Genomic DNA, 24,188 nt, shown 5'->3' with positions numbered 1-24,188 from the left:
TTTAAAATAAAGCTCTAATGATTGTACTCGTAAAAATACTTGTAATTGTTTTGACCCAATATCTTTTCTAAACGCTATTCATCCTTTTCATAATTTTCATTGAAAGCTGAGGGAAGTAATTGGGGAATGAATTTTATAATGATTGGCAAAAGAACACTTCCGCCTGGTAATACGAATATAGCCAGGGATGGAATGCTTTTGAAAATATCATATAATTGATGTTTTACCTTTAGTTTTTCATCAGGGTTTAATTCTCTGTGGGTAGATTGCGAAATCAGATAAACAAGTTCTTTACTTTGGATAATTTCTTTGTAAAGTCTACTCTTGTTGCGAGTCAGTAACAATTTCACAGCCCTTTGATTCTTTTTATAAAAGTGATTAAGCGGATTACTAAAGTGGAAATAAGCTATGTTTTCCCTGTTGAGAGTCACAAATTCAAATAGAAACTCAATACTGGTATTGATGTTTGATTTTGATAGTTGCAATTCAGTCCCTAATAGGTTCATGAATTTCAATTCGTTTATTTCTATTTCTTCATCACTGTAGACAGCCATACACGCAAGATCAAAAACATACATATTTCCTAAATGATCAAGAGATTCAGAATAATTGACTGTATCAGGCAGTGACGGATCATCTGAAATTTTAAAATTATAGCGCAGCGAACTTTTTAAAAGTTTTAAAATAAGCGAATCGTAAGAGGTCTTTGAAGATTTTTGATTTAAAGCTTCATAAACAGTCTTCATGATCAGTCCTTCAAGGGTTTTAGCATATTCACTTGGATTTACAGAGTTTGAAAGTGTTCTTTTGTAAGCAAGAACATCCGAAAATAATAATGCATTAGTGACAATATGGCTAAAGTTTTTTTGTATTAAACCTTCATTGGTCTGAACTCGCTTATGAATTAACTGTTCTAGTTTTTGTTCACTTTTTGTCTTGAATTTAAAAATTGAATTGAAATAATCTTTTCTAGAGTGTATTGACTCATAAAACATAATCAACCTCGGAATGATTTCACTTGTGGGTTGGTCTTCGCACATCTTATGGTCGATGTACATAAGTGCTACAAGCAAATTGATTTTTGATAATTCCTGTTGAGTGTATTTAAGATTTTTAGTAAGTGGAATTAAAGAGTTCTTACTGGATCCATATACAAAACCTGTAGATCTCAATAAATTGTAAAACTGTTCTTCATCCAGTGATAGTAAATCACTTTCACTTACCTTATGTAGGCACTTTAACAACCAACCTGATGCTGATGGATTCATAGAACAAAGAAACTTTAATTTTCTGAATACAGATGTTTACAAAATAAAAAAGGAGCCTAAATTAGACTCCCTTTTATCAAATTCCAACTTATGAGTTGGAGTAAATCTTATTGTATAGATCCATATACTTTTCTTTTATAACTCTTCTTTTCAATTTCATTGTAGGAGTAAGATGTTCTTCTTCGATACTCCAAACATCTGGGGTCAATTCAAATCTTTTGATTTTCTCCCAATTCCCGAATTTCTGATTAAAAAAATCTATTTCTTCCTGAACTCTATCGATCAATTCCTGGCTTTTAACCATCTCTGCAAGAGAGTTTCCCAACTTTAAGTCTTTGCGTTCTCCCCATTCTTTTACAAACTCTTCATTAAGCTGAATTAAGGCTGCTGGCATCTTTTGTCCTTCACCCACCACCATGATTTGCTCTATAAAACGAGATTGTTTCATCACGTTTTCAATAATTTGTGGAGCCACATATTTACCACCAGAGGTTTTGAACATTTCCTTTTTACGGTCTGTTATTTTCAGGAAGCCGTCTTTACAAACTTCACCGATGTCACCAGTATGGAAATAATTGTCTATTAAGACTTCGTCTGTTTTTTGCTGGTCTTTATAATAGCCCATCATCACTTGAGGACCTTTGACTAAGATTTCACCATCTCCAGCAATTTTCACTTCAGTCTCTGGTATTGGCTTACCAACGGTTCCAATTTTGAAACCACCATCACGCATATCGTTTACCGATACTACTGGAGAAGTTTCAGTAAGGCCATAACCTTCCATTACTCGTATATCTGCGGCATTAAAAACCCTTGCAAGTCTTGGCTGTAAAGCAGCACTACCAGAAGCAATTACTTTCAGGTTTCCACCTAAGGCCTCTTGCCATTTAACAAAAATCAATTTTCTAGCTAACTTCAATTGGGTTTCGTACCACCAGCCATTTTGCTCATAAGGTTCAAATTTCAATCCTAGTTCTACAGCCCAAAAGAATAATTTTTTCTTTATACCAGTAAGGTCGGTACCTTTAGCGATGATCTTATCGTAAACTTTTTCAAGAAGTCTTGGTACAGCAGACATGACTTCTGGTTTCACTTCTTTGAGATTATCGCTGATGGTTTCAATAGATTCAGCAAAATATATGCTTACACCGCTAAATTGATACATATATTGTAGCATGCGCTCATAAACGTGGCAAACAGGTAAAAAACTGAGAGCTTTCGCATTTCCTTTGTCCAATGGTAAACGGGTAGAACTATGTATAGCGTTACTCGCAATGTTCTTGTGAGATAACATAACTCCTTTAGGTCTTCCTGTAGTTCCAGAAGTATAAATCAATGTGGCTAGATCGTTTTCGGTCACTTGATCCATCAAGGATTGTACTTCGCTTTGATTACTGTCATCACTTCCCAAATCTAGAACTTCATCCCAATTTTTAGCTCCTTCAATTTGATCGAAAGTATAAACTTCTTTGAGAGATTCAACTTCACTTTTTATGGCCATTACCTTATCATAGACCTCTTTGTCTGAGACAAAACAAAATCTAGACTCACTGTGGTTGAGGACATAAGCGTAATCTTCTTCAGATATAGTAGGATAAATTGGTACATCTTGAGCTCCAAGCTGCATTATTCCAATATCCATAATGTTCCATTCAGTTCTATTATTAGAAGAAATAAGGGCAATCTTATCATTTGGTTTTACTCCCAATCTTAAAAGCCCTCTACTTATTTTATTGATCTGTTCTATATATTCTTTAGATGAAGTAGACTTCCAGACACCGTTATATTTAGTAACTAAAGCATCCTCAAGATTGTATTGTTTTAGTTGATAATATGGAAAATCAAATAAACGTTTAAGTGATGACATATTTTTATGTTTTATGAATAGTGAAAAATAGAAAAATTTTCTTTTAAATTCTATTAAAATGCTTTCTAAAGCATCAAAAAATTATCTGATTATCAATTTATGAATATAAATATTTGTAAATCAGTAATCTAGGTTTTTTCTAAAATCCAACAGCGGTATCATCACCTCTGTAATCTGCTCCTCCCTCCAATTTGCCGTTTGGTAATTTCAATATGGCGTCCACTTTTCCAAGAATTTTCGATTCTTGCTGAATGACTTTATATTTTTTTATTTTCAAAGAATCCAAAAGAGCAGATTCAAAACCTTTGGTTTCAAATACAATTTCGTCTGGCAACCATTGATGGTGGAATCTAGGCGCATTTACAGCTTCCTGCATGGACATGTCAAATTCATAGACATTGAGTATAGTCTGAAGCACTGAGGTGATGATTGTTGACCCTCCGGGAGTTCCCACACTCATCCAAAATTCTCCATTTTTTTCAACAATGGTAGGAGTCATTGAACTTAACATGCGTTTTTCTGGTGCTATGGAATTGGCTTCTGCACCAATAAGTCCAAACATATTAGGGACACCTGGTTTTGCACTAAAGTCATCCATCTCATTATTCAAAAAAATGCCGAGTTCATTGACAAATAATTTTGACCCATAGGCACCATTCAAGGTTGTCGTAGCGGCTATGGCATTGCCATACTGATCTACGATAGAGTAGTGGGTGGTTTCATCGCTTTCAATCCCAATAATTTCCCCGTGTTCTATTTCTTCTGAATGTGTTGCCGTTTCAAAACTAAAATCCTGCATGCGTTGTTTTAAATACTCCTCACTCAAAAGGCTGTCCTGAGGTATAGAAACAAAATCTGGATCTCCAAGATAAAAGCTTCTGTCGGCGTAAGCTCTCCGCTCAGCTTCTACCAATAACTGAATGTATTTTGAAGAATTATGATCTAAAGCATTCAAATCATAGCTTTCTATCATTTTCAGAATTTGACCCAAAACAATTCCTCCGCTGGACGGCGGTGGCATAGAAATCACATTCAATTCTTTGTAAGCAATCTTTACTGGAGTTCTCCAGACGGCTTCATATTTAGTTAAGTCTTCAGTACCAATTATTCCTCCGTGTTTAGAAATGAAATCGACTAAGACATTTCCTGTTTGTCCTCCGTAAAATTCGGAAATTCCATTTTGGGAGATTCTTTCCAAAGTTTTAGCAAGAGCTAAATTCCTTACTGTGTCACCAGAACTAAATTTTCTTGAATATAGAATCGAATCTTTATTGACTTCCAAAAAGGTAGTTTGTAATCGGTTAAGCATATCAGCCTGACCTGATGTCACTTCAAAACCGTTATTAGCTAAATCAATACTAGGCTGAAGTAATTCTGACATGGGTAAAGTTCCAAATTTCTCGTTAACCTTAAACATGCCGGCAACAGTACCGGGTATACCAATAGCCAAACTTCCAACTCTGCTCAATTCTGAATCGGGATCGCCATTTTCATCAAGATACATGGTTTTACTTGCAGAAAGCGGGGCTTTTTCTCGGTAATCAAGAGAGCCAGTTTTTCCATCATTGGTTCGATAAACCATAAAACCACCTCCGCCCAGATTACCAGCAAAAGGATAACAAACAGCCAGAGCCATTTCCGTAGCGATCATCGCATCGAAGGCATTTCCACCGTTTTGAAGAATTTGAAGGCCTATTTTTGAGGCTTCTTCTCGAGCAGAAACCACCATTGCAGAATCTGCCTGGTTTGTTGGCTTCTCAAGCTTAGGTCCCTGAGTAGTTGAAGTTTGGCAAGCTATGGAAAGGTTTAAAACATATAAGCAGCTTAAGAAGCTAAATGATTTTGCTAGGGATGTATTCATTATTTTTTAATTGCCAATATAATCTTTTACAATAAGTAAAGGAATTTGAAGATCTCTATTGAATAAATCTTCCGTAACCGTACCTAAGGTGAGCTTAGAAAAAGTATTGGAGCCTTTGTCGGCGACCATCAACAAATCAACATCATTTTTATAAGCTTCATTTTTTAATTTGGAAGCAATATTGGCTTCTCGCCCCAATATTTTATATTGTTTGACTTCCCCAGAGTAATTCATTTTATTGAGAAATTGATCGAACTTTTTGTCTACGTAGCGACTCAGTTTAGGCTCTATTTTAGAGTTTGAGACGTAGGGAGAAAAATGAATAGGCAAACTATATACATGGACGGCCTCCAAATTAAAATTCTGTTTGGATTGAATATACTCAGCAAATGAAAAGCATTTTTTTGAAGCACCAGAAAAATCAGTACCAATCCACACTTTTTCCAATTTTGTTTTCATAGTGGAGGGAACCCATAAAAATTGACATTTTATGGTTCTTAGTAGTTTAAACCCGAGACTGCCGGAGCCGTTTTGATTGTTTTTATTGCCTAAAATAAGCAAGTCGATACTGTATTTATTCACGATATAACTCATTAAGGATTCTGTGTAGGGATCATCAGAAATCAATACTTCCCACTCTACTTTTGCAGTAAAGTTTGCTTGTATCATGTCCTTAAGTTCATCGGTAATAATGCTTTCTAGATCTACATTTTCGATTTCTTTTTCAAGGACTTCAGATATTTCGTATCGCTTAATATTATGAACAAAATAAACTTTTTTGACGTCGGTTAATTCAGTAAAAAAAGAACTGTAGGTGATTAATTGTTGATCAATATCGGATAAGTCTAAACCGACTAACACTTTATTTAATGTTCTCATGATGATTCATTTTTATTGCGTTTTTTGATAATCTTTCTTACAATTTCTTCGTAATCTTCTTTCTGAACATCCTCTTTGTAGCGTTCGTGTTTTTTGACCTCATCCTTCAATCCCTTGTACAAGGAATAGCACATGACAAGGAGGATGATGGCAAAAGGCAAACCAGAAGCAATTGCTGCAGTTTGAAGTGCTCCAAGTCCACCACCTATAAGTAGGACCGCTGCAACAGCTCCTTCGGTAATCGCCCAAAAGATTCGTTGTCCCACAGGAGCGTCAATTTTACCACCAGTGGTAAGACTATCTATAACTAGAGATCCTGAATCTGAAGAGGTTATGAAAAAGCCAATAATCAAAAGAATGGCAACTACATTAAGAGCTATGGTAAAGGGGAAGTCCTCAAAAAAGACGAATAAGGCAGTGGCTACATCGTTGTCAACCGCTGTGGAAATTGCATCGTTACCATTCATAATTATATCTAATGCAGAATTTCCAAAAGCTGTAATCCAAAAAAATGTAATTAAGCTAGGAACTATCAAAACTCCAAGGATAAATTCTTTAATCGTTCTCCCTTTGGAAATTCTGGCAATAAAGGTTCCAACAAAAGGAGACCATGATATCCACCAACCCCAATAAAAAATTGTCCAATTATTTTGCCAATCTCCTCCCGTAAAACTTTCATTCCAAAGTGAAATTTCAACTACACTACTAAAATAATTTCCTAAATTTTCTAAATAACTTTCAAAAATAAAAATGGTAGGGCCTAAGATCAAAACTAAAGCCAACAGTAAAACGGCTATCCTGATGTTCCACTCACTTAACACCTTTACCCCTTTGTCGACTCCAAGAACCACCGAAATTGTTGCTACTAAGGTAATACCTGCAATAAGCAATACTTGGGTAGTAGTTCCACTACTTAATCCGAAGACCTGTTCTAAGCCTGCAGCTACTTGTTGTACTCCAAACCCAAGTGAAGTCGCCAGACCAAATAAAGTGGCTAAAACTGCAAAAATATCAATAATATCTCCTATAACTCCATAGATTTTATCGCCCAAAAAAGGATAAAAAACACTTCTTATCGTTAGAGGTAAACCTCTAGAATAGGTGAAAAAAGCTAAGGCTAAACCCACTAAAGCATAAATAGCCCAAGGGTGAAAACCCCAGTGTAGAAAACTAAAATTCATGGCTTCCTTGGCTGCAGCAATCGTATCTGCATCAGCATTAGGAGGTGCGCCAAAATGAGTTACAGGTTCGGCAACACTCCAAAATAAAAGGCCTATTCCCATACCAGCGCTAAACAGCATTGAGAACCAAGATATGGTCTTAAACTCTGGCTCAGCGTCCTTTCCTCCAAGTCTTATTTTACCAAACTTGCTAAAGGCTAGGTAAACAACAAAGATTAAGAAAAAATTTACGCTAAATACAAATAACCAGCCACCATACTCTGCCACTTGGTTTTGGACAGTGCTAAAAAACTCTTCAGCTGATTCCTTATAAATTAGAGTTAGAGCAATTCCTATGGTGATCAAAATTATGGAAGAAAAAAAGACGGGACCGTTGACCTCGAGTCCAAAGATGGATTTCTTTTCATCACTTCTAGTAACTTTTTCTGACATAAATTTTATTTTAATCCCTTTTGAGGGTTTAATTATTCGAAGGCTTTCCTCGAATTTTTAAAATGGTTTTCCTAATTCAAACCTCATCAGCTTGCCCTGGAGGTTCCTTATTTTATAAATTATCTAGATTTGGTATCCGTTAAAAAGTAATAACCAAAATTTATATTGAATCTGGCTTCCCAGCCTAAGTTTGGTTTTCCTTGTCCCAATTCGTTTGTAAAATCACCACCAAACCAAGAATGGTTATATCCTGCAGCATAATCTATATAAATATACACATCTCCAGCGGTTATGAGCATGCCAGTGACATTCATAGCTGAGTTTTTGAAACCTTGAGCACGCTTATCCATGTACCCAAAGTCGTTGTAAAATTTAAGGTGACTTATGGGGCCAATATCCACGGGGAGGTCATAAGAAATGGCAGCGGTATACATTTCAAAATCTGAAGCTATATCATAAGGAAATCCATAAGCCCCCATGCGAACAATGTCTCTACTTTGTCCATCAGCATTGATGGGATTGTGACGTACTGTAAGTAACTCGGTCTTTAAATTCCAGCGTTTGTAAAATAGCTCATGGTGGAGCCCTAGAGCATGATGGTCTCCAGTTTTTTTAGTATCGATGTTATACAAACCACCATATTGAGCAGAAAGGCCAATGCGATGCTTGAACTCCTCACCAGTCTTGTAAATAAACTTTCCGTTAAATTGATTGATCTCCTTATTTTTACCTACAATATCGTACGCATATCGATTGGGGCTTACTTCATTGGAGCCCCCCAAATCGAACAACTCAGAGTTTTTGAAAAAAGCTAGCTGATATTCAAATTTATCTCCTTTATTCATATATTTAATTCCCATATCATGGTCGTCTTCTAGACCTACATAATAGGTCAAATTAAAAAACCAATTATTAGAGTTATAAGTCTGAATCCCAAAGGGAACTTGAGTTAAGCCAATTTGAATATCTTCTTGTTCGCTTAGCGTATATCCCATCCAACCTCGTTTCAAAAAACCTCCCCCAAAGGCAGTAGAATATTCTCGGTACTCAACATTGAGATACACACCTTTGTACCTTGCTTCAGCATTCACTCGAAAAATATCATAGACAAAGTCACCTCCAATATCTTTTTGGTCAGAATTCCAGGAACTGAACAAATAATTATAACGTAAAGCTCCGCCTATATCTACAATAGGTTTGTCTTGACTATAATTTAAAAATGGAATCCAAATGAGGAGCAATATTTTTTTCATATTTGGGTTTCTATTTGTGAAAAGATAAAATCCAAAAATGTAATTCTGGATTTTATTAAGCTTCTTTTTTTACATCTTCAATGATTTCATCTGCCAAGAAAGGATTTAAACGCGAAGAAAAAGCAACAAATTGATCATATTTATAAGTCGATATTTTTCTGAAAATTCGATTCATAATTTTATCAATTCTCATTTTTGTTAACCTGTTTCAAAGTGAAAAAGATCCAGTTGTATCATGATTTTTATTAAATTGAACGATTAAAGTACAAATTAAAAAACTGAAAGGCTTTAGCTGTTACAGAATTATTTTAAAATTTAGAATACGCTAGTGTCTTTTGCCTTTCCAAGTCCCTCCGTATTTATACTGCGGTTCTTTTTGATATTTTTCAACACATGTTTTACAAGCGAATACCCATGCTTTTCCTTTTTTGATTTGAATTCTATACAAGATTTCAAAGTCGTTATTACAAATAGCACAAGTCTTTGTTTTCAAATCAATGTAAAAATTATCGGGTGAGCCTTTGAATGATCTCTTTGTGTTGAGGGAATATCTGCTGAAGTTCTTTGGGTTCTGCTAGTTCGAAGTCATCAAAATCAAATCCAGGAGCCACTGTACAACCTACTAAAGCAAAGCTATCTTCAGTTTTTATTTCTGCTGCAAACCAATGCTGAGCGGGAACTACAAACTGAGGAGTTTCATTTTGACCAAAGTCGTTTCCGATGCTCACTTGAGAATACTCGCCTTCAGGAGAAATCATATGCAGTAAAATAGAATCACCCAGATAAAAATGCCAGGCTTCGTCTTGATTGACCTTATGAAAAGCTGAAAATTCATCTGAAGCCAGCATAAAATAAATGCAAGTGCTTACATTTCTATCAGAATCAAATTCTAAAGGCAAACTTGATCCAGAAATTGAAATTTTACTCCTGTACGTTTCTTTAAAAAAGCCTCCTTCAGGATGTTTTTCTAATTCTAATTTTTTAATGAGCTGTTCTTTAGTGAGCATAGTTTAAGCGTTTTCTAGCCATTGTTTTGCATTTTGAAAAGCTTCAATCCAGGGAGAAACTTTATCTGCTTTACGGTCTTTAGGGTAATGAGCCCAGTTCCAGGAAAAAGTTGAGCGCTCCAAGTGAGGCATCATCACCAGGTGTCTTCCACTTTCATCACAAAGCATAGCCGCATTATAATCTGAGCCATTTGGATTACATGGAAATTCTTCCCTAAAGTATTTTGCAGGTATAGAATATTGGTTTTCATTTAGTGGTAAATGAAACTTACCTTCTCCGTGAGCTGCCCAGATTCCTAATGTTGAGCCCTCCAAACTTTTCAACATCACACTATTGCTTTCAGAAATAGTAACTGCAGTAAACCTACATTCAAATTTTCCTGAATCGTTGTGTAGCATTTTCGGTTTCTCCTCATGATCTGGAGTGATAAGACCCAGTTCAACAAAAAGCTGACAACCATTACAAACGCCAAGTGATAATGTATCTTCTCTGTTGAAGAAATTACGCAAAGCCAGATTGGCATTTTCATTATACTTGAAAGCTCCAGCCCAGCCTTTGGCACTTCCCAAAACATCAGAATTGGAGAAGCCTCCAACTGCAGCAATAAATTGAACGTCTTCAAGGTTTTCTGCTCCAGACATGAGGTCTGTCATATGTATGTCTTTCACATCAAATCCAGCAAGATGCATGGCTTTAGCCATTTCACGTTCGGAGTTTGATCCCTTTTCTCTTATGATAGCGCCTTTGATCCGTTTTCCTTCAACTGACTTTAATTTTCCATCAAAATGCGATGGGAAATTGAATTTTAAGGCATTGTATTTAAAATTCTCATGACGTTCTTTTGCTTTTTTTTCACCACTTTGGTGTTTATCAAATTCATAAGAAGTTTGTAACCAAAAGTTTCTGTAGGTGTCTACATCAAAATTGAGCTTTTTCTTCTCATGAGCAATCGATAATTTACCTGTAGAATTGACCTCTCCAAGATATATTGGAGAAATGTCAAGTTCTTTAAATTCTGAGGTTAAGTCTCCTTCTGCTTGGAAAACAATCCCTGAATTTTCAGCAAATAAGAGTTTGAAAATGTCTTTTTCTGCAAAAGCTTCGAAATTTAATTCTGCACCTAAATTGTTATCAGCAAAACACAGTTCTAGCAGTGTTGTAATTAAACCTCCGGAAGAAATATCGTGACCGCTTGCTATTTTATGTTGTTTGATGAGCTGTTGAATGGCATTAAATTTCTTTTTAAATTTAGGATCATCACTGATAGTTGGGGCTTTATTTCCGACCTTATTCAATAATTGATAAAAAGCGGATCCTCCAAGTTCTAAGTTATGTTGGGAAAAATCTAAATAATAAATGGAACCTGCTTCCTTTTGAAACATAGGCTTAACAACATTTGTGATCTCGTTGCAATGTCCAGCAGCAGAAATAATGACCGTACCCGGAGAAAGAACGTCCTGGTCTTTATAACGTTGCTTCATCGATAAAGAATCTTTTCCTGTTGGGACGTTAATTCCCAGGTTGATAGCAAATTCTGAAACAGCCTTTACTGCATCATAAAGTCTGGAATCTTCACCAGGATTGTTACAGGGCCACATCCAATTGGCAGATAAGGACACTGAAGTTAAGTTGTCTTCTAAAGGTGCCCAGATAATGTTGGTTAAGGCTTCTGCTATTGAATTCTTAGCGCCTGCAACAGGATCAATAAGTCCCGAAATAGGTGAGTGGCCAATTGAATTGGCGACCCCCTCTTTTCCTTTATAATCTAAAGCAACCACACCACAATTGTTTAGCGGTAGCTGCAATGGTCCAAGGGTTTGCTGTACGGCAACACGTCCAGATACACATCTGTCCACTTTATTCACCAGCCAGTCTTTGCAAGCAATAGCTTCCAGTTGAAGCAATTGTTCGACGTAATCGTATATTTTTTCTGATTTAAAGTCAGGTTGAGAGTAAGTTCTTTCTACTCTTTGGTCCTTCATGATAGTTTTAGGTGAGCTCCCAAACATATCCTCTAGCTTAAGATCCAAAGGTGTCTCCTGAGTTTTTGAGTTTTTAAAAATAAATTGATGATCATCGGTCACAGTTCCAACGCGATACATTGGAGAACGCTCTCTTAATGCTACTTTTTCTAAAAATTCAGATTCTTTTTTTCCTATCACAAGACCCATGCGTTCCTGAGATTCGTTACCAATAATTTCTTTGGCAGACAAGGTGGAATCTCCTACAGGAAGCTTATCGATATCGATGTGACCTCCTGTATCTTCTACTAGCTCGCTTAAGCAGTTAAGGTGTCCGCCAGCGCCGTGATCGTGTATGGAACGAATAGGGTTTTCATCAAGCTCTACCATGGCCCGAATAGCATTGGCAGCTCTTTTTTGCATTTCCGGGTTGGATCTTTGGACGGCATTGAGTTCTATGCCACTTTCAAATTCTCCCGTATCTGCAGAGGATACTGCAGCTCCTCCCATACCAATTCTATAGTTATCACCTCCAAGAATAACGATATCATCATCTTTTTTTGGAAGTTCTTTTATAGCCTGGTTGGCTTTGCCGTAACCAACGCCACCAGCGAGCATAATGACCTTATCATACGCTAACACCCTATCATGCTCATCATGTTCAAAAGTGAAAAGCGAACCATTGATGAGTGGTTGACCAAATTTATTTCCAAAATCTGAAGCGCCATTAGATGCTTTTATTAAAATGTCCAGTGGACTTTGATATAGCCAGTTTCTAGCTGTAATGGCGTTTTCCCAAGGTTTATTTTCGGTAAGTCTGGGATAAGAAGTCATGTAAACTGCAGACCCAGCCAATGGTAACGAGCCCTTACCGCCAGCAAGACGGTCTCTTATCTCACCACCGCTTCCCGTAGCAGCACCATTAAAGGGTTCTACGGTTGTTGGGAAGTTATGTGTTTCTGCCTTCAATGAAATGACAGATTCGAAAGGCGTGTTTTTAAATTCCGACGCTACTTCAGGTCGGGTGGGAGCAAACTGCTCCACTTGCGGCCCTTTTACAAAAGCAACATTGTCTTTATAAGCTGAAACAATTCCGTTAGGATGAGTTTCTGATGTTTTTCTGATCATTTTAAAGAGCGATTCTTTTTGCTCTTCACCATCAATAACAAAAGTACCATTGAAGATTTTATGTCGGCAGTGTTCTGAATTGACTTGTGAAAACCCAAAGACTTCAGCATCGGTTAATTTTCGATTGAGTTTCTGTGATAGAGCTTCCAGGTAACCGACCTCTTCTTCATTAAGGGCAAGACCTTCTTTTTGGTTGTATTCTGAAATATTTTCAATGTCTAGAACAGGCTCAGGTTGAATGTCGATGGTAAAAATATCCTGATCTAAACCGTTGTAGCTTTGAAAAAGCATCTTGTCAAAATCTTTTTTTTCTGAAGTGGTCTCAACAAACTCTTCGATTCTTTGAACACCTTCTATTCCCATATTTTGGGTAATTTCTACAGCATTGGTATTCCAAGGGGTAATCATGACCTGTCTGGGGCCAACAAACTGACCATCAATTTGCTTTTCGTCGATGAACTGAGCATCGCCAAAAACCCATTTGAATTTTTTTATAGTTTCGTAATCTGGTCTTTTGTCGATGGAAACTGCGAAGTAGTGCGTCGATTCAGTTTTGAAGAAAATGATCATTTCTTAGTGGATTTGAGTTGTGTTTTGACGCCTTCAAAATTACGATAAATATGTGAGTATTTTTATAAATTGGTTAAGTTTGAATTTAAGTTCAGGAGAGGACAAGTAGAAATCAACTCCGCTAATTCTATATTGCAATTGAAAAAAATCACCTTAAAATGCCTTGCCTTATTTTTTCCCCTGCAGTTGCTTTTGATTTACATCTTAAAACAACATCCGTTTTGGGTTGAAACGTATTACAGCGAAGGCTTATTCTTATTTATTTCTCAGCTTCAACATTACCTAACCTCTTGGATTCCATTTTCACTCGGAGACTTGTTTTATGCCGCTCTAGTTCTCGTCATTTTATTTTGGATCTTAAATTTATTCAGAAACAGATCCGTCAGTGCTTCTTGGACGAGCAGGTTCAGAAGTATACGTTCACGGCTTTTAGAAGCACTGGCATTTATCTCTCTGGTTTATTTTTTATTTCACCTGTTTTGGGGGTTCAATTACTACAGGCCTCCTCTTCATTTGTCCTTAGGGATTTCAACTGAGTATACCAAGGAAGAATTACATGAGTTTGCCTGCGATTTAATTCAAAAAATCAACACCTTACATTCACAATTGGTCAATAATGATAGCTTGAGGGTAGAGTATGATTTTAAACAAACTCAGCTTCAAAAATTGGTATTTGAAGCTTATAAAAATTCTGCAAATGATGATATAAAAATACCCTTTCGTGTTGAAAATGTAAAAAAATCGCTTTTTTCATTGCCGCTTTCTTATGCTGGTTTTAGTGGATACGTCAATCCCTTCACCAATGAAGGGCAATACAACTATAAAATACCAAAGTATAAATTGCCTACTACAATAGCTCATGAAATAGGACATCAGTTGGGTTTTTCAAAAGAAAACGAAGCTAATTTTATCGCTTCCATCATCACAATGGAAGATGAGAATGAATTTTTGCGCTACTCAGGTTTAACTTTTTCTTTAAAGTATAGTCTCAATGATATGTACAAAAAAGATCCTCTTTTATCAGAAGCTCTTATCGCAGAGCTTCATCCAGGAGTTCTGGAAAATTATAAAGAAGTTCAAGAATTTTGGCAGGCATACTCAGGTCCAGTAGAATTAGTTATGGAAACTGTGTACGGAAATTATTTAAAAGTCAACAACCAGCCCCAAGGTATCGATAGCTACAACTACGTTGTGGCTTTGCTTGTTAACTACTACCAACAAAAACAAACTATTAATCTCTAAATCAAATTTCAATGAAACAAAAAGTCTTACTTTTATTTTGCTTGTTGAGTTTTGGTCTTTTTGCTCAGGATTACTTTCCTGAAAACAAAGGAGTCAAAACCAGGACTAGTAACTACACTGCAGTAAAATCTGCGATAATTCACGTATCCCCAACTCAAACGATTGAAAATGCGACCTTACTATTTAAAGATGGAAAGATTGTAGAAGTTGGTAAAAATGTAAAGCTTCCAAAAAACACAGTTGTTGTAGATGCAAAAGGCAAGCACGTTTACCCTTCATTTGTAGAAGTGTATTCAGATTTTGGAATCAAGGATATTGCAACTGCAGCTAGATCTTCCCAGCCACAATACAATCCTAATAGAAAAGGTTATTACTGGAACGATCATGTTAGACCAGAGCAATCTGCAAAGTCGCATTTTGAATTCGATAAAAAGAAAGCTACAGCCATGCGTAAAGCAGGTTTTGGAGCTGTTAACACCCATATCGCAGATGGATTTATACGCGGAAACGGAGCTTTGTTTGCTTTAGTAGAAACAGATAATTTCAATGAAAATCTATTAAAAAATGAATCTGGTTTTTACTATGAGTTCAGTAAAAGCAAGCAATCAAGACAAGCTTATCCAAGTTCTATCATGGGTTACACCGCTTTGTTGAGACAATTTTACCATGATGCAAAAGCCTATCAAAACGGAATTATAGAAGATAAAGATCTTGCTATAGAAGCTTATCTCGCCAAAAAGAATCTTCCACAATTATTTTCTGTAGATGATTACCTGGATGCTTTTAGGGCAGATAAAATTGGAGACCAATTTGGTGTTCAATATACTATTATCGGTTCAGGAGACGAGTACAAAAGAATTGAAGATCTTAAAGGGATAAATGCTCACTTCGTATTGCCCTTAAAATTTCCAGAGGCCTACGATGTTGAAGATCCTTTTTTAAGAGAATACTTGACACTGGGAGAAATGAAACACTGGCAGTATGCTCCGGCAAATGCTAAAATTCTTGCAGAAAATGGAGTTGATATCTCTTTTACTTCGAAAGGTTTGAAATCTCCAGATGAATTATTGAAAAATTTGAAGAAAGCTGTAGAAAGTGGTTTGGATAAAAAAACGGCATTTGCAGGAATTACAACTCAACCCGCTAAAGCCATTGGAGCCTCAGATCTTTTAGGAACTTTAGAAAAAGGCAAGCTTGCAAATTTCATTATCACCTCTGATGAGCTTTTTGAGGATGAATTTAAAATCTATGAAAACTGGGTGCAAGGTCATCGTCATCGTTTAGAAGCTTTAGATGTCATCGATATATCAGGAACTTACGATTTAGTATTAAACGGAAAGAACCATGAACTCATTATCAAGAACAAGTCAGGTAAATTTTCAGCTGAAGTTAAACAAGATACCTTGAAGCTTGGAAGCAAATTAACTTACGAAGACGATTGGATGACTTTAATAGTAAGCAATGCTGATTCATCTAAAGAAGACTATGCGGTTTTAACTTCTAAAATTGAACCCTTTCAAACTGGTTTTGGTGGAAAAGTCATATTAGGAGACGGAAATACATCCACTTTTAAATCTACCAAAAAGGAAGCAGGCAGTTCTTCAGATAAAGACGAAGAAGAAAAAGAGGAGGATGAAAAATCTATGGAAATGCTTTCCATGACTTATCCCAACTCAGCTTACGGAAGAACTTCTGCACAGTCTCAGCCAGAACGTATTTTGATTAAAAATGCAACGGTTATTACTGGAGAAGCTGAAGGAACTTTAAAAAATACAGATGTTTTACTTAAAGATGGAAAGATTGATAAAATTGGAAAAGATTTAAGTGACAGGAGAGCTGAAGTTATCGACGGATCTGGCAAGTATTTAACAGCTGGTATCATCGATGAGCATTCTCATATTGCAGGAACTTCTATCAATGAAGGAGGACATAATTCCTCTGCTGAAGTGACCATGGAAGATGCAGTAGATCCAGATGACATTAGTATTTACAGATCATTGGCTGGTGGTGTAACGAGTATTCAACTGTTACACGGTTCTGCAAATCCTATCGGCGGAAGATCGGCTGTTTTAAAACTGAAGTGGGGAGAAAGTGCTGAAAATCTGATATATGACAATACACCAAAGCACATAAAATTCGCTTTAGGTGAAAATGTAAAACAATCCAACTGGGGAGGGAATTCTAGATTTCCACAAACCAGAATGGGTGTTGAACAAGTCTTTAGAGATTACTTCACTCAGGCCAAAGCTTACGGTGAGAAAAAAGCCTCTGGTGAGCCTTTTCGTTATGATGATGAAATGGAAACTTTATTGGAAATACTTAATGGTGAACGCTACATCAGCTGTCACTCTTACGTGCAAAGTGAGATTAACATGCTGATGAAAGTCGCTGAAGAATTTGATTTTACTGTGAATACGTTCACTCACATTTTGGAAGGTTACAAAGTAGCTGACATTATGAAAGAGCATGGTGCAGGTGGTTCGACCTTCAGTGACTGGTGGGCTTATAAATATGAGGTCAATGATGCCATTCCTTTTAATGCAGCAATTATGCATAATCAAGGAGTAACGGTAGCTATCAATAGTGATGATGGTGAAATGATAAGACGTCTTAACCAGGAAGCGGCTAAATCCATGAAATATGGGGGAGTGTCCGCTGATGATGCCTGGAAATTTGTCACCTTAAATCCTGCTAAATTGCTGCATATCGACGATAGAGTAGGGAGTATTAAAGAAGGGAAAGATGCTGATGTCGTTCTTTGGAATACAGATCCACTATCTATCTACGCCAAACCTGAAAAAACAATCATAGAAGGGGTGGTTTACTTCGATATTGAAAAGGACAAAGCCATGAGAGCCCAGGTTCAAAATGAAAGACAAGTTTTAATCAATAAAATGATGAAAGCTAAAAACAAAGGTCTAAAAACACAGCCAATCAAGAAGAAAGAGAAGGAATACCTTCACTGCGATAGTTTAGATGATATTAACCATATACACGAATAAGATGAATTATAAACATATACTAACGGGTTGTATTCTTGCAATCGCTATGGTTTTTACAGGCCAGGCGCAACAAACCCCGGCTCCAAAACAATCTCAGCCTATTTCAATTGTTGGAGCAACAGCTCACATAGGGAATACTGAGGTAATTGAAAATTCCGTAGTTGTTTTTGAAGATGGAAAAATCACTTACGTGGGCACAGACAAATCACAGGCAAAAGGCCAGGAAATCGATGCAAATGGAAAGCACGTTTATCCGGGCTTTATTGCTCCCAATGCCACTTTAGGTTTGGTTGAAATTGATGCTGTAGCCGCAACAGATGATGAAGATGAATTAGGTAAGATGCTTCCTCACGTCAGAAGTCTAATCGCTTATAATGCGGAAAGTAAGATAGTTGAAAGCATGCGCCCTAATGGGGTGTTGATGGGACAGATTACGCCTCAGGGAGGCCGTATTTCTGGAACTTCTTCTGTAGTTCAGTTTGATGCCTGGAACTGGGAAGACGCTGTTATCAAGGAGAATGACGCTATCCACATGAACTGGCCTCGAGGATTCAGCAGAAGTGGAAACTGGAGTGATGCTGATAGAGTATGGGAAAAAAATAAAGATTATACTAGTGAAATTGATGAGGTTATAGCGTATTTTAATAATGCAAACGCTTATGTACCTGGGTCTAAAGACACCGATTTGGAATTTGAAGCTATGGCTGGATTATTTGATGGTTCTAAAGCGCTCTTCATTCACGTAGAAGGTGAAAAGGAAATAAGAGATGTTATTAGCTTTAAAACCAAAATGAATCTTGATCGAGTGACGATTGTTGGCGGGTATCACGCCCACAAAGTAGCCAAAGACTTAGCTGCAAATAACGTTTCAGTTTTGGTACAGCGCACGCACCTTAATCCAAATTTTGAAGATGACGACTACGACTTGCCTTATAAATTACCAAAATTATTGAGCGATGCGGGAGTACTCGTAGCACTTGAAGGTAGCGGACGAATGGAACGTATGAATTCCAGAAACCTTCCATTTTATGCTGGTACTGCAGCTGCATTTGGTGTTGACAAGGAAATGGCCGTTCAAATGATTACATTAAATACAGCTAAAATTCTTGGTATGGAAGACCGTATTGGCTCTTTGGAAGCAGGAAAAGAGGCTACTTTATTTATCAGTGAAGGGGATGCGTTGGATATGAAAGGCAATATCCTTAGTAAAGTCTATATTCAAGGTCGTGATGTAAGTTTAGAAACTCACCAAACTGAACTGTACGATCGTTATTCTAATAAGTATCAGGATTAAATTTCAGTTCCTTATTTAGAAATTAAATTTTTGAAAATTATAAAAAAAAGCTACTCATTTTGAGTAGCTTTTTTTGGCTTTAAAGGTGGCGTTTGAGGAATTATAGTATTTTCGTTTTATGGATACTAAAACCTTACTCACCCCAATAGAATATCTTAAAGGCGTAGGGCCAGGCCGGGCAGATTTGCTAAAAACGGAACTGGGTATTCATAAGTTTCAGGACTTGCTTCAATTTTTTCCTTTTCGGTATATCGATAAGTCCAGATTTTATAAAATATCAGAATTGCAGGATTCTTCTGCTGAAGTACAAATCTTAGGTAAAATTACCAATGTACACACGGTTCCTATGAAGCGAGGTAAACGTTTGGTTGCAGAATTTGAAGACGATACCGGGGCTATGGAGTTGGTTTGGTTTCGCGGGCACAAATGGATACTCGAGAATCTGAAGATCAATGCGCCCTATGTCATTTTTGGTAAGCTCAACTATTTCAATGGTAGTTTTTCTATGCCCCATCCAGAGATTGAAGAATTGGAAAAGGCTAAAACGAAAGCTCAGATCAAGCTTCAGCCTGTTTACCCTTCTACAGAGAAATTAAGCAAACGCGGAATCTCCAACCGTGTGATCAGTACTTTAATGCTAAGCTTATTGGAGCAGTCCAAAACCTTTCAGGAGACCTTACCCAACAATGTAATGTCCGACTTGAAATTACTGTCCAAAACAGAAGCTATGCAAAATGTACATTTTCCACAGTCGGCTGAACTTTTGGGAAAAGCCCAATTTAGATTGAAGTTTGAAGAGTTTTTTTATATTCAACTCCAGCTATTACGGAAAAATGCAATTCATAAAATAAAAATTAAGGGCTTCACCTTTAAGCAGGTTGGAGACTATTTTAATTCTTTTTATAACAGCGTTTTACCTTTTGAACTCACTGGTGCTCAAAAACGGGTACTGAAAGAAATCCGTAAAGATTTAGGCAGCAATGCCCAGATGAACCGCCTACTGCAAGGCGATGTAGGCTCTGGGAAAACCATCGTTGCTTTAATGACGATGCTTATGGCTATAGACAATGGTTTTCAGGCCTGCCTAATGGCACCAACCGAGATCCTGGCTACTCAGCATTATGAAGGTTTATCAGAACTCTGCGAACCTATAGGCGTTGAGGTAGAATTATTAACCGGATCAACCAAAAAGAAAGATAGAAAAATCCTGCATGAGCGACTTCGAAATGGAGAGCTCCACATTTTGATAGGGACGCATGCTTTGATTGAAGACACCGTTCAATTTAAAAATTTAGGATTGGCAGTTATCGATGAACAACACCGCTTTGGTGTGGCTCAAAGAGCTAAACTTTGGAAGAAAAACTCACTTCCACCTCACGTACTAGTAATGACGGCCACACCTATTCCCAGAACACTGGCTATGAGTCTTTATGGTGATCTGGATGTTTCTGTCATTGATGAGTTACCACCAGGGCGGAAAGCCATCAAAACAGTACACCGCTATGACAGTAATAGGCTAAAGGTGTTTAAATTCATCAAAGATGAAGTGGATAAAGGACGGCAGGTCTACGTGGTTTATCCCTTGATAGAAGAATCTGCTAATTTCGATTATAAAGACCTGATGGACGGCTATGCGAGTATTGAGCGAGAATTCCCCAAACCCACCTATCAAATTTCTATTGTTCACGGCAAGATGAAACCTGAAGATAAGGCTTACGAGATGGATCGATTTGTAAAAGGTAAAACGCAGATCATGGTGGCAACCACAGTTATAGAAGTAGGAGTAAATGTGCCTAATGCGAGTTTGATGATCATTGAAAGTGCGGAGCGCTTTGGCTTATCTCAATTGCATCAATTGAGGGGTAGAGTGGGGAGAGGAGCGGAGCAAAGTTATTGTGTATTGATCACTGGTAAAAAATTAAGCTCAGATGGGAAAACCCGAATGGAAACCATGACCGCGACCAACGATGGTTTTGAAATTGCCGAGGTGGATTTAAAATTGAGAGGCCCTGGTAATTTGATGGGTACTCAGCAAAGCGGTGTGTTGGATCTTAAAATTGCTGACCTGGTAAAAGACAATCAAATCTTGAAAACCGCCAGAAGTTACGCTCATCATGTCATTAATGCCGATCCTAACTTACAGATGGAGGAGCACCAGATGATTAACCTGACCTATAGAGTACTATTTAAGGATAAAACGATCTGGAATTATATAAGTTAGTATAGTTATGAGTTTAGACTTTTAAATCCAAAATTCTCAAATAGTACATTTTAGAAATAACTTATAAGCATAAGAATTATATTTGTTATATTTATCATAAACTAAAATTTATTCATTTTCAGCTAGATATTCTATGATAAGTGCTTATTCTTCTTCTGTTTCCTTAAGCTTATTCACCTTAGTTCTGTTCACAATTACTTTTTCTTCACTTCAAGCTCAAAGCCCTGGTGTTTTTGGAAATAAAATTTTTTTAGTTGAAGTACAGTCAGGGTTATCTTTTTCCTGGGCAGATCTAGCCCTTGCAGATAATTCATTAAGTTTAGAGCAGGAGGCTACTTTTGAGAATGCCTTTAAAGCAGAGGTTGGCATTGGTTTAAATTACAGTCTTTCCCCAAACCTACTGGCTGGTTTTAATTTAGGAACAGGCTTCTTAACTTACGATACAGAACCAAGAGGTACTGATAACTCATTTACCAATTATCAGCTTGGTCCTTACTTAAGGTATCATGTTCCACTCAACGCCCTGTTTTCTGTGTTTGCTCAGGCTGGGATAAATCAGAATTTTCTTAATTCCAATGTTGTAGCATCAAGCACCTATACTCATAATTATTTGGACCTGGGTTTTAATATGAAGCTAAAACAAAAGTGGTGGGTCTACCTTAAATTTCAAAATTTACTTTATTTCTATACAGATGACTTTAATTTTGAAGATAGAAGCGGGTTTGGAATAAGTAATCCGTTTACAAATTTTATTGATTTTCCTGTTTTTGGTGTTATGTATCAATTGGATTGAATTAGTTTTTTTTACTTTCATAATTGCCTTTTTACTTTACGCCGACTTCAGTAGATCATCTAACTCAACTGGATATTAAAGCTATCGAAGACGCTTCAAAAAATGTATCTAAAGGCAACAATCCAACGCTATCAAATTCAGCATAGAAAAGTCAGATATAGATTTTATACTAGGTTTTAAACTAAAACCGTATTTTTATGTCCAAGAATAAATCAACAAAAACTCTATGAGACATTTAAAGTTAGGTTTCATTGTATTTCTGCTATTCACTCTCACTAATGTGATGGCTCAATATGATGTAAAAGCCAATTACAACAAGCAGGAAGTCAATATCGAAATGCGTGATGGTGTGAAGCTGCACACGACTATCTATACACCTAAAGATACCTCCAAGGACTATCCTATTCTTATGCAGCGAACGCCTTACAGCTCTAGACCTTATGGTGAAGACCAATATAGACGACAAATAGGTCCTAATAAATTTATGATGGAGCAAGGTAATATTATCGTTTATCAAGATGTACGAGGTCGCTGGATGAGTGAAGGCACTTACGATAATATGCGTGGGTATATTCCTAAGAAAAAACGCAAGCAAACCGATGAAGCTTCTGATACTTACGACACGATAGATTGGCTTATCAAAAATGTTGAAAACAATAATGGAAACGTAGGTACTTGGGGTATTTCTTATCCTGGACACTATGCGGCCATGTCGGTGCTGTCTGACCATCCAGCCTTAAAAGCAGCCTCTCCTCAGGCGCCTATCGGTGACTTTTATTTTGACGATTTCCATCACAACGGAGCTTACTTATTAAGTTACTGGGTAGCGACCGCCGTGTTTGGCTACGATAAGGAAGGACCTACGACAGACTCCTGGTATCAGATTCCAGACGTTGGCACTAAGGATGCTTATCAATTCTTTCTAGATATAGGGCCGTTGTCGAATTTAGATCAATATTACGGCGAAGACAATGTGTTTTGGCAACAGCTAAAAGATCATCCTGATTACGATGAATTTTGGCAGGAACGCGGCTTAGTCCAGCACATGAAAGATGTAAAGCCAGCTGTTTTAACTGTAGGTGGATTGTTTGATGCGGAAGATCTTTACGGTCCGTTTGAAATTTATAAAAGTCTGGAAAATAATAGTGATAACTTTAATGCTATGGTATTTGGGCCTTGGAGTCACGGCGACTGGGCCAGATTGAAAGAAAGACAGGCGGTGGGTAATGTGTACTTTGGTGATAACTTGTCTGAAAATTTTCAAGTAAATTACGAGACTAAATTTTTTAATCATTTCTTAAAAGGAGAAGGAGAATTTGAAGCTGCCGAAGCGACCGTTTATGATACCGGAGCGATGAAATGGGATGAGTACGACATGTGGCCACCAGAAAATGCGACGGCGACCAACTTTTTCCTGGGTGAGAACCAAAGCCTGAGTATGGAAGCGGATTCTGATTTTGAAAATAAATTCGTTAGTGACATCACTAAGCCAGTTCCTTTCACAGAGGACATTAAAGTGACGTTTACACCGAGAAAATTTATGACCGATGATCAGCGATTTGCTGCTCGACGTCCGGATGTAATGGTTTATGAAACCGAAGCCCTGGTAGAAGATATGAAATTATCTGGGGAGGTCTTAGCCGATTTGGAAGTGGCTACCACCGGTACAGCATCAGACTGGATTGTAAAAATTATAGATGTTTATCCTGCAGATGCTAAAGATTCTGAAGAAATGCAAGATCATCTTAAAATGAGTAATTACCATATGATGGTAAGAAGTGAGGTCTTTAGAGGGCGCTATAGAGAAAGCTTTTCTGAACCAAAACCTTTTGTACCCAATCAAAAAACAAGTGTTGAGTTTGCTTTACAAGATGTGAATCACACGTTTAAAAAAGGACATAAGTTACAGATCCAGGTGCAAAGTACTATGTTTCCATACATCGATAGGAACCCTCAGAAGTATGTAGATAATATTTTCGAAGCTAAAGCAGAAGATTTCGAAACACATACACATACCATATACGGTGATTCTAAAATCGTACTTCCAGTGGTGAACTAATTTATTTCAACTGCACAATAAGACAACCCTGAGCTTAGGCTCGGGGTTTTTTTTGAGGTCAAGTATAATTAAATATTAAGTTGAAATACTGCTATTACAATTTCAAGGGAATAAGTAGGTCTATCTTCTGAACTGAAATTAAAGAGGATACTCTACTGACCATCTATTT

The 24,188-nt window shown here is 37.1% G+C and carries 14 protein-coding genes; 6 read left to right on the top strand and 8 right to left on the bottom strand.

Features of this window, described 5'->3' with window-relative positions:
- Nucleotides 1–74: 74 nt before the first annotated feature.
- The 8 genes from LB449_RS10015 to purL form a co-directional block, all read right to left on the bottom strand.
- The gene (locus LB449_RS10015) at nucleotides 75–1,268 is read right to left on the bottom strand and encodes an LETM1-related biofilm-associated protein (protein WP_224454970.1); all 1,194 of its coding nucleotides are present in this window, start codon (nucleotides 1,266–1,268) and stop codon (nucleotides 75–77) included.
- Between the two features lie 88 nt (nucleotides 1,269–1,356).
- Nucleotides 1,357–3,135, bottom strand: coding sequence for an AMP-dependent synthetase/ligase (locus LB449_RS10010; RefSeq protein ID WP_224454969.1), 1,779 nt, complete (start codon nucleotides 3,133–3,135; stop codon nucleotides 1,357–1,359).
- A 139-nt stretch (nucleotides 3,136–3,274) separates the two neighbouring features.
- Nucleotides 3,275–4,996, bottom strand: a complete 1,722-nt coding sequence (gene ggt, locus LB449_RS10005) for a gamma-glutamyltransferase (protein WP_224454968.1) — start codon at nucleotides 4,994–4,996, stop codon at nucleotides 3,275–3,277.
- Between the two features lie 6 nt (nucleotides 4,997–5,002).
- Nucleotides 5,003–5,875, bottom strand: a complete 873-nt coding sequence (locus LB449_RS10000; protein ID WP_224454967.1) for a universal stress protein — start codon at nucleotides 5,873–5,875, stop codon at nucleotides 5,003–5,005.
- The gene (locus LB449_RS09995) at nucleotides 5,872–7,488 is read right to left on the bottom strand and encodes a BCCT family transporter (protein ID WP_147227453.1); all 1,617 of its coding nucleotides are present in this window, start codon (nucleotides 7,486–7,488) and stop codon (nucleotides 5,872–5,874) included. The genes LB449_RS10000 and LB449_RS09995 overlap by 4 nt, the downstream gene beginning before the upstream one ends.
- A 119-nt stretch (nucleotides 7,489–7,607) precedes the next feature.
- Nucleotides 7,608–8,741 carry a hypothetical protein gene (locus LB449_RS09990; protein WP_003442262.1) on the bottom strand — a complete coding sequence of 378 codons (1,134 nt, stop codon included), beginning with the start codon at nucleotides 8,739–8,741 and terminating at the stop codon, nucleotides 7,608–7,610.
- Nucleotides 8,742–9,247: 506 nt separating this feature from the next.
- Nucleotides 9,248–9,748 carry a cupin domain-containing protein gene (locus LB449_RS09985; RefSeq protein ID WP_224454966.1) on the bottom strand — a complete coding sequence of 167 codons (501 nt, stop codon included), beginning with the start codon at nucleotides 9,746–9,748 and terminating at the stop codon, nucleotides 9,248–9,250.
- A gap of 3 nt (nucleotides 9,749–9,751) precedes the next feature.
- Nucleotides 9,752–13,408, bottom strand: a complete 3,657-nt coding sequence (gene purL / locus LB449_RS09980) for a phosphoribosylformylglycinamidine synthase (RefSeq protein ID WP_224454965.1) — start codon at nucleotides 13,406–13,408, stop codon at nucleotides 9,752–9,754.
- 138 nt (nucleotides 13,409–13,546) lie between these two features.
- On the opposite strand from purL, the gene LB449_RS09975 reads away from it, so the two are divergent.
- The 6 genes from LB449_RS09975 (at nucleotide 13,547) to LB449_RS09950 (ending at nucleotide 24,019) form a co-directional block, all read left to right on the top strand.
- Nucleotides 13,547–14,650, top strand: a complete 1,104-nt coding sequence (locus tag LB449_RS09975; protein WP_224454964.1) for a DUF3810 domain-containing protein — start codon at nucleotides 13,547–13,549, stop codon at nucleotides 14,648–14,650.
- 11 nt (nucleotides 14,651–14,661) lie between these two features.
- A complete protein-coding gene (locus LB449_RS09970; protein WP_224454963.1) occupies nucleotides 14,662–17,652 on the top strand; it encodes an amidohydrolase family protein in 2,991 nt (996 codons plus the stop codon).
- A 1-nt stretch (nucleotide 17,653) separates the two neighbouring features.
- Nucleotides 17,654–18,946 (top strand): amidohydrolase family protein, encoded by a 1,293-nt coding sequence (locus LB449_RS09965; RefSeq protein WP_224454962.1) that lies wholly within the window; start codon nucleotides 17,654–17,656, stop codon nucleotides 18,944–18,946.
- 118 nt (nucleotides 18,947–19,064) lie between these two features.
- Nucleotides 19,065–21,167 (top strand): ATP-dependent DNA helicase RecG, encoded by a 2,103-nt coding sequence (gene recG / locus LB449_RS09960; protein ID WP_224454961.1) that lies wholly within the window; start codon nucleotides 19,065–19,067, stop codon nucleotides 21,165–21,167.
- 133 nt (nucleotides 21,168–21,300) lie between these two features.
- A complete protein-coding gene (locus LB449_RS09955) occupies nucleotides 21,301–21,960 on the top strand; it encodes an outer membrane beta-barrel protein (protein ID WP_224454960.1) in 660 nt (219 codons plus the stop codon).
- Nucleotides 21,961–22,186: 226 nt separating this feature from the next.
- Entirely contained in the window at nucleotides 22,187–24,019 is a 1,833-nt protein-coding gene (locus tag LB449_RS09950; protein ID WP_224454959.1) for a CocE/NonD family hydrolase, read from the top strand.
- The last annotated feature ends 169 nt before the right edge of the window (nucleotides 24,020–24,188 follow it).

This window comes from Psychroflexus lacisalsi, assembly GCF_020164495.1.
GTDB lineage: Bacteria > Bacteroidota > Bacteroidia > Flavobacteriales > Flavobacteriaceae > Psychroflexus > Psychroflexus lacisalsi.
The sequence above is the reverse complement of the archived record's forward strand: the minus strand, read 5'-3'. Positions and strand labels throughout refer to the sequence as shown.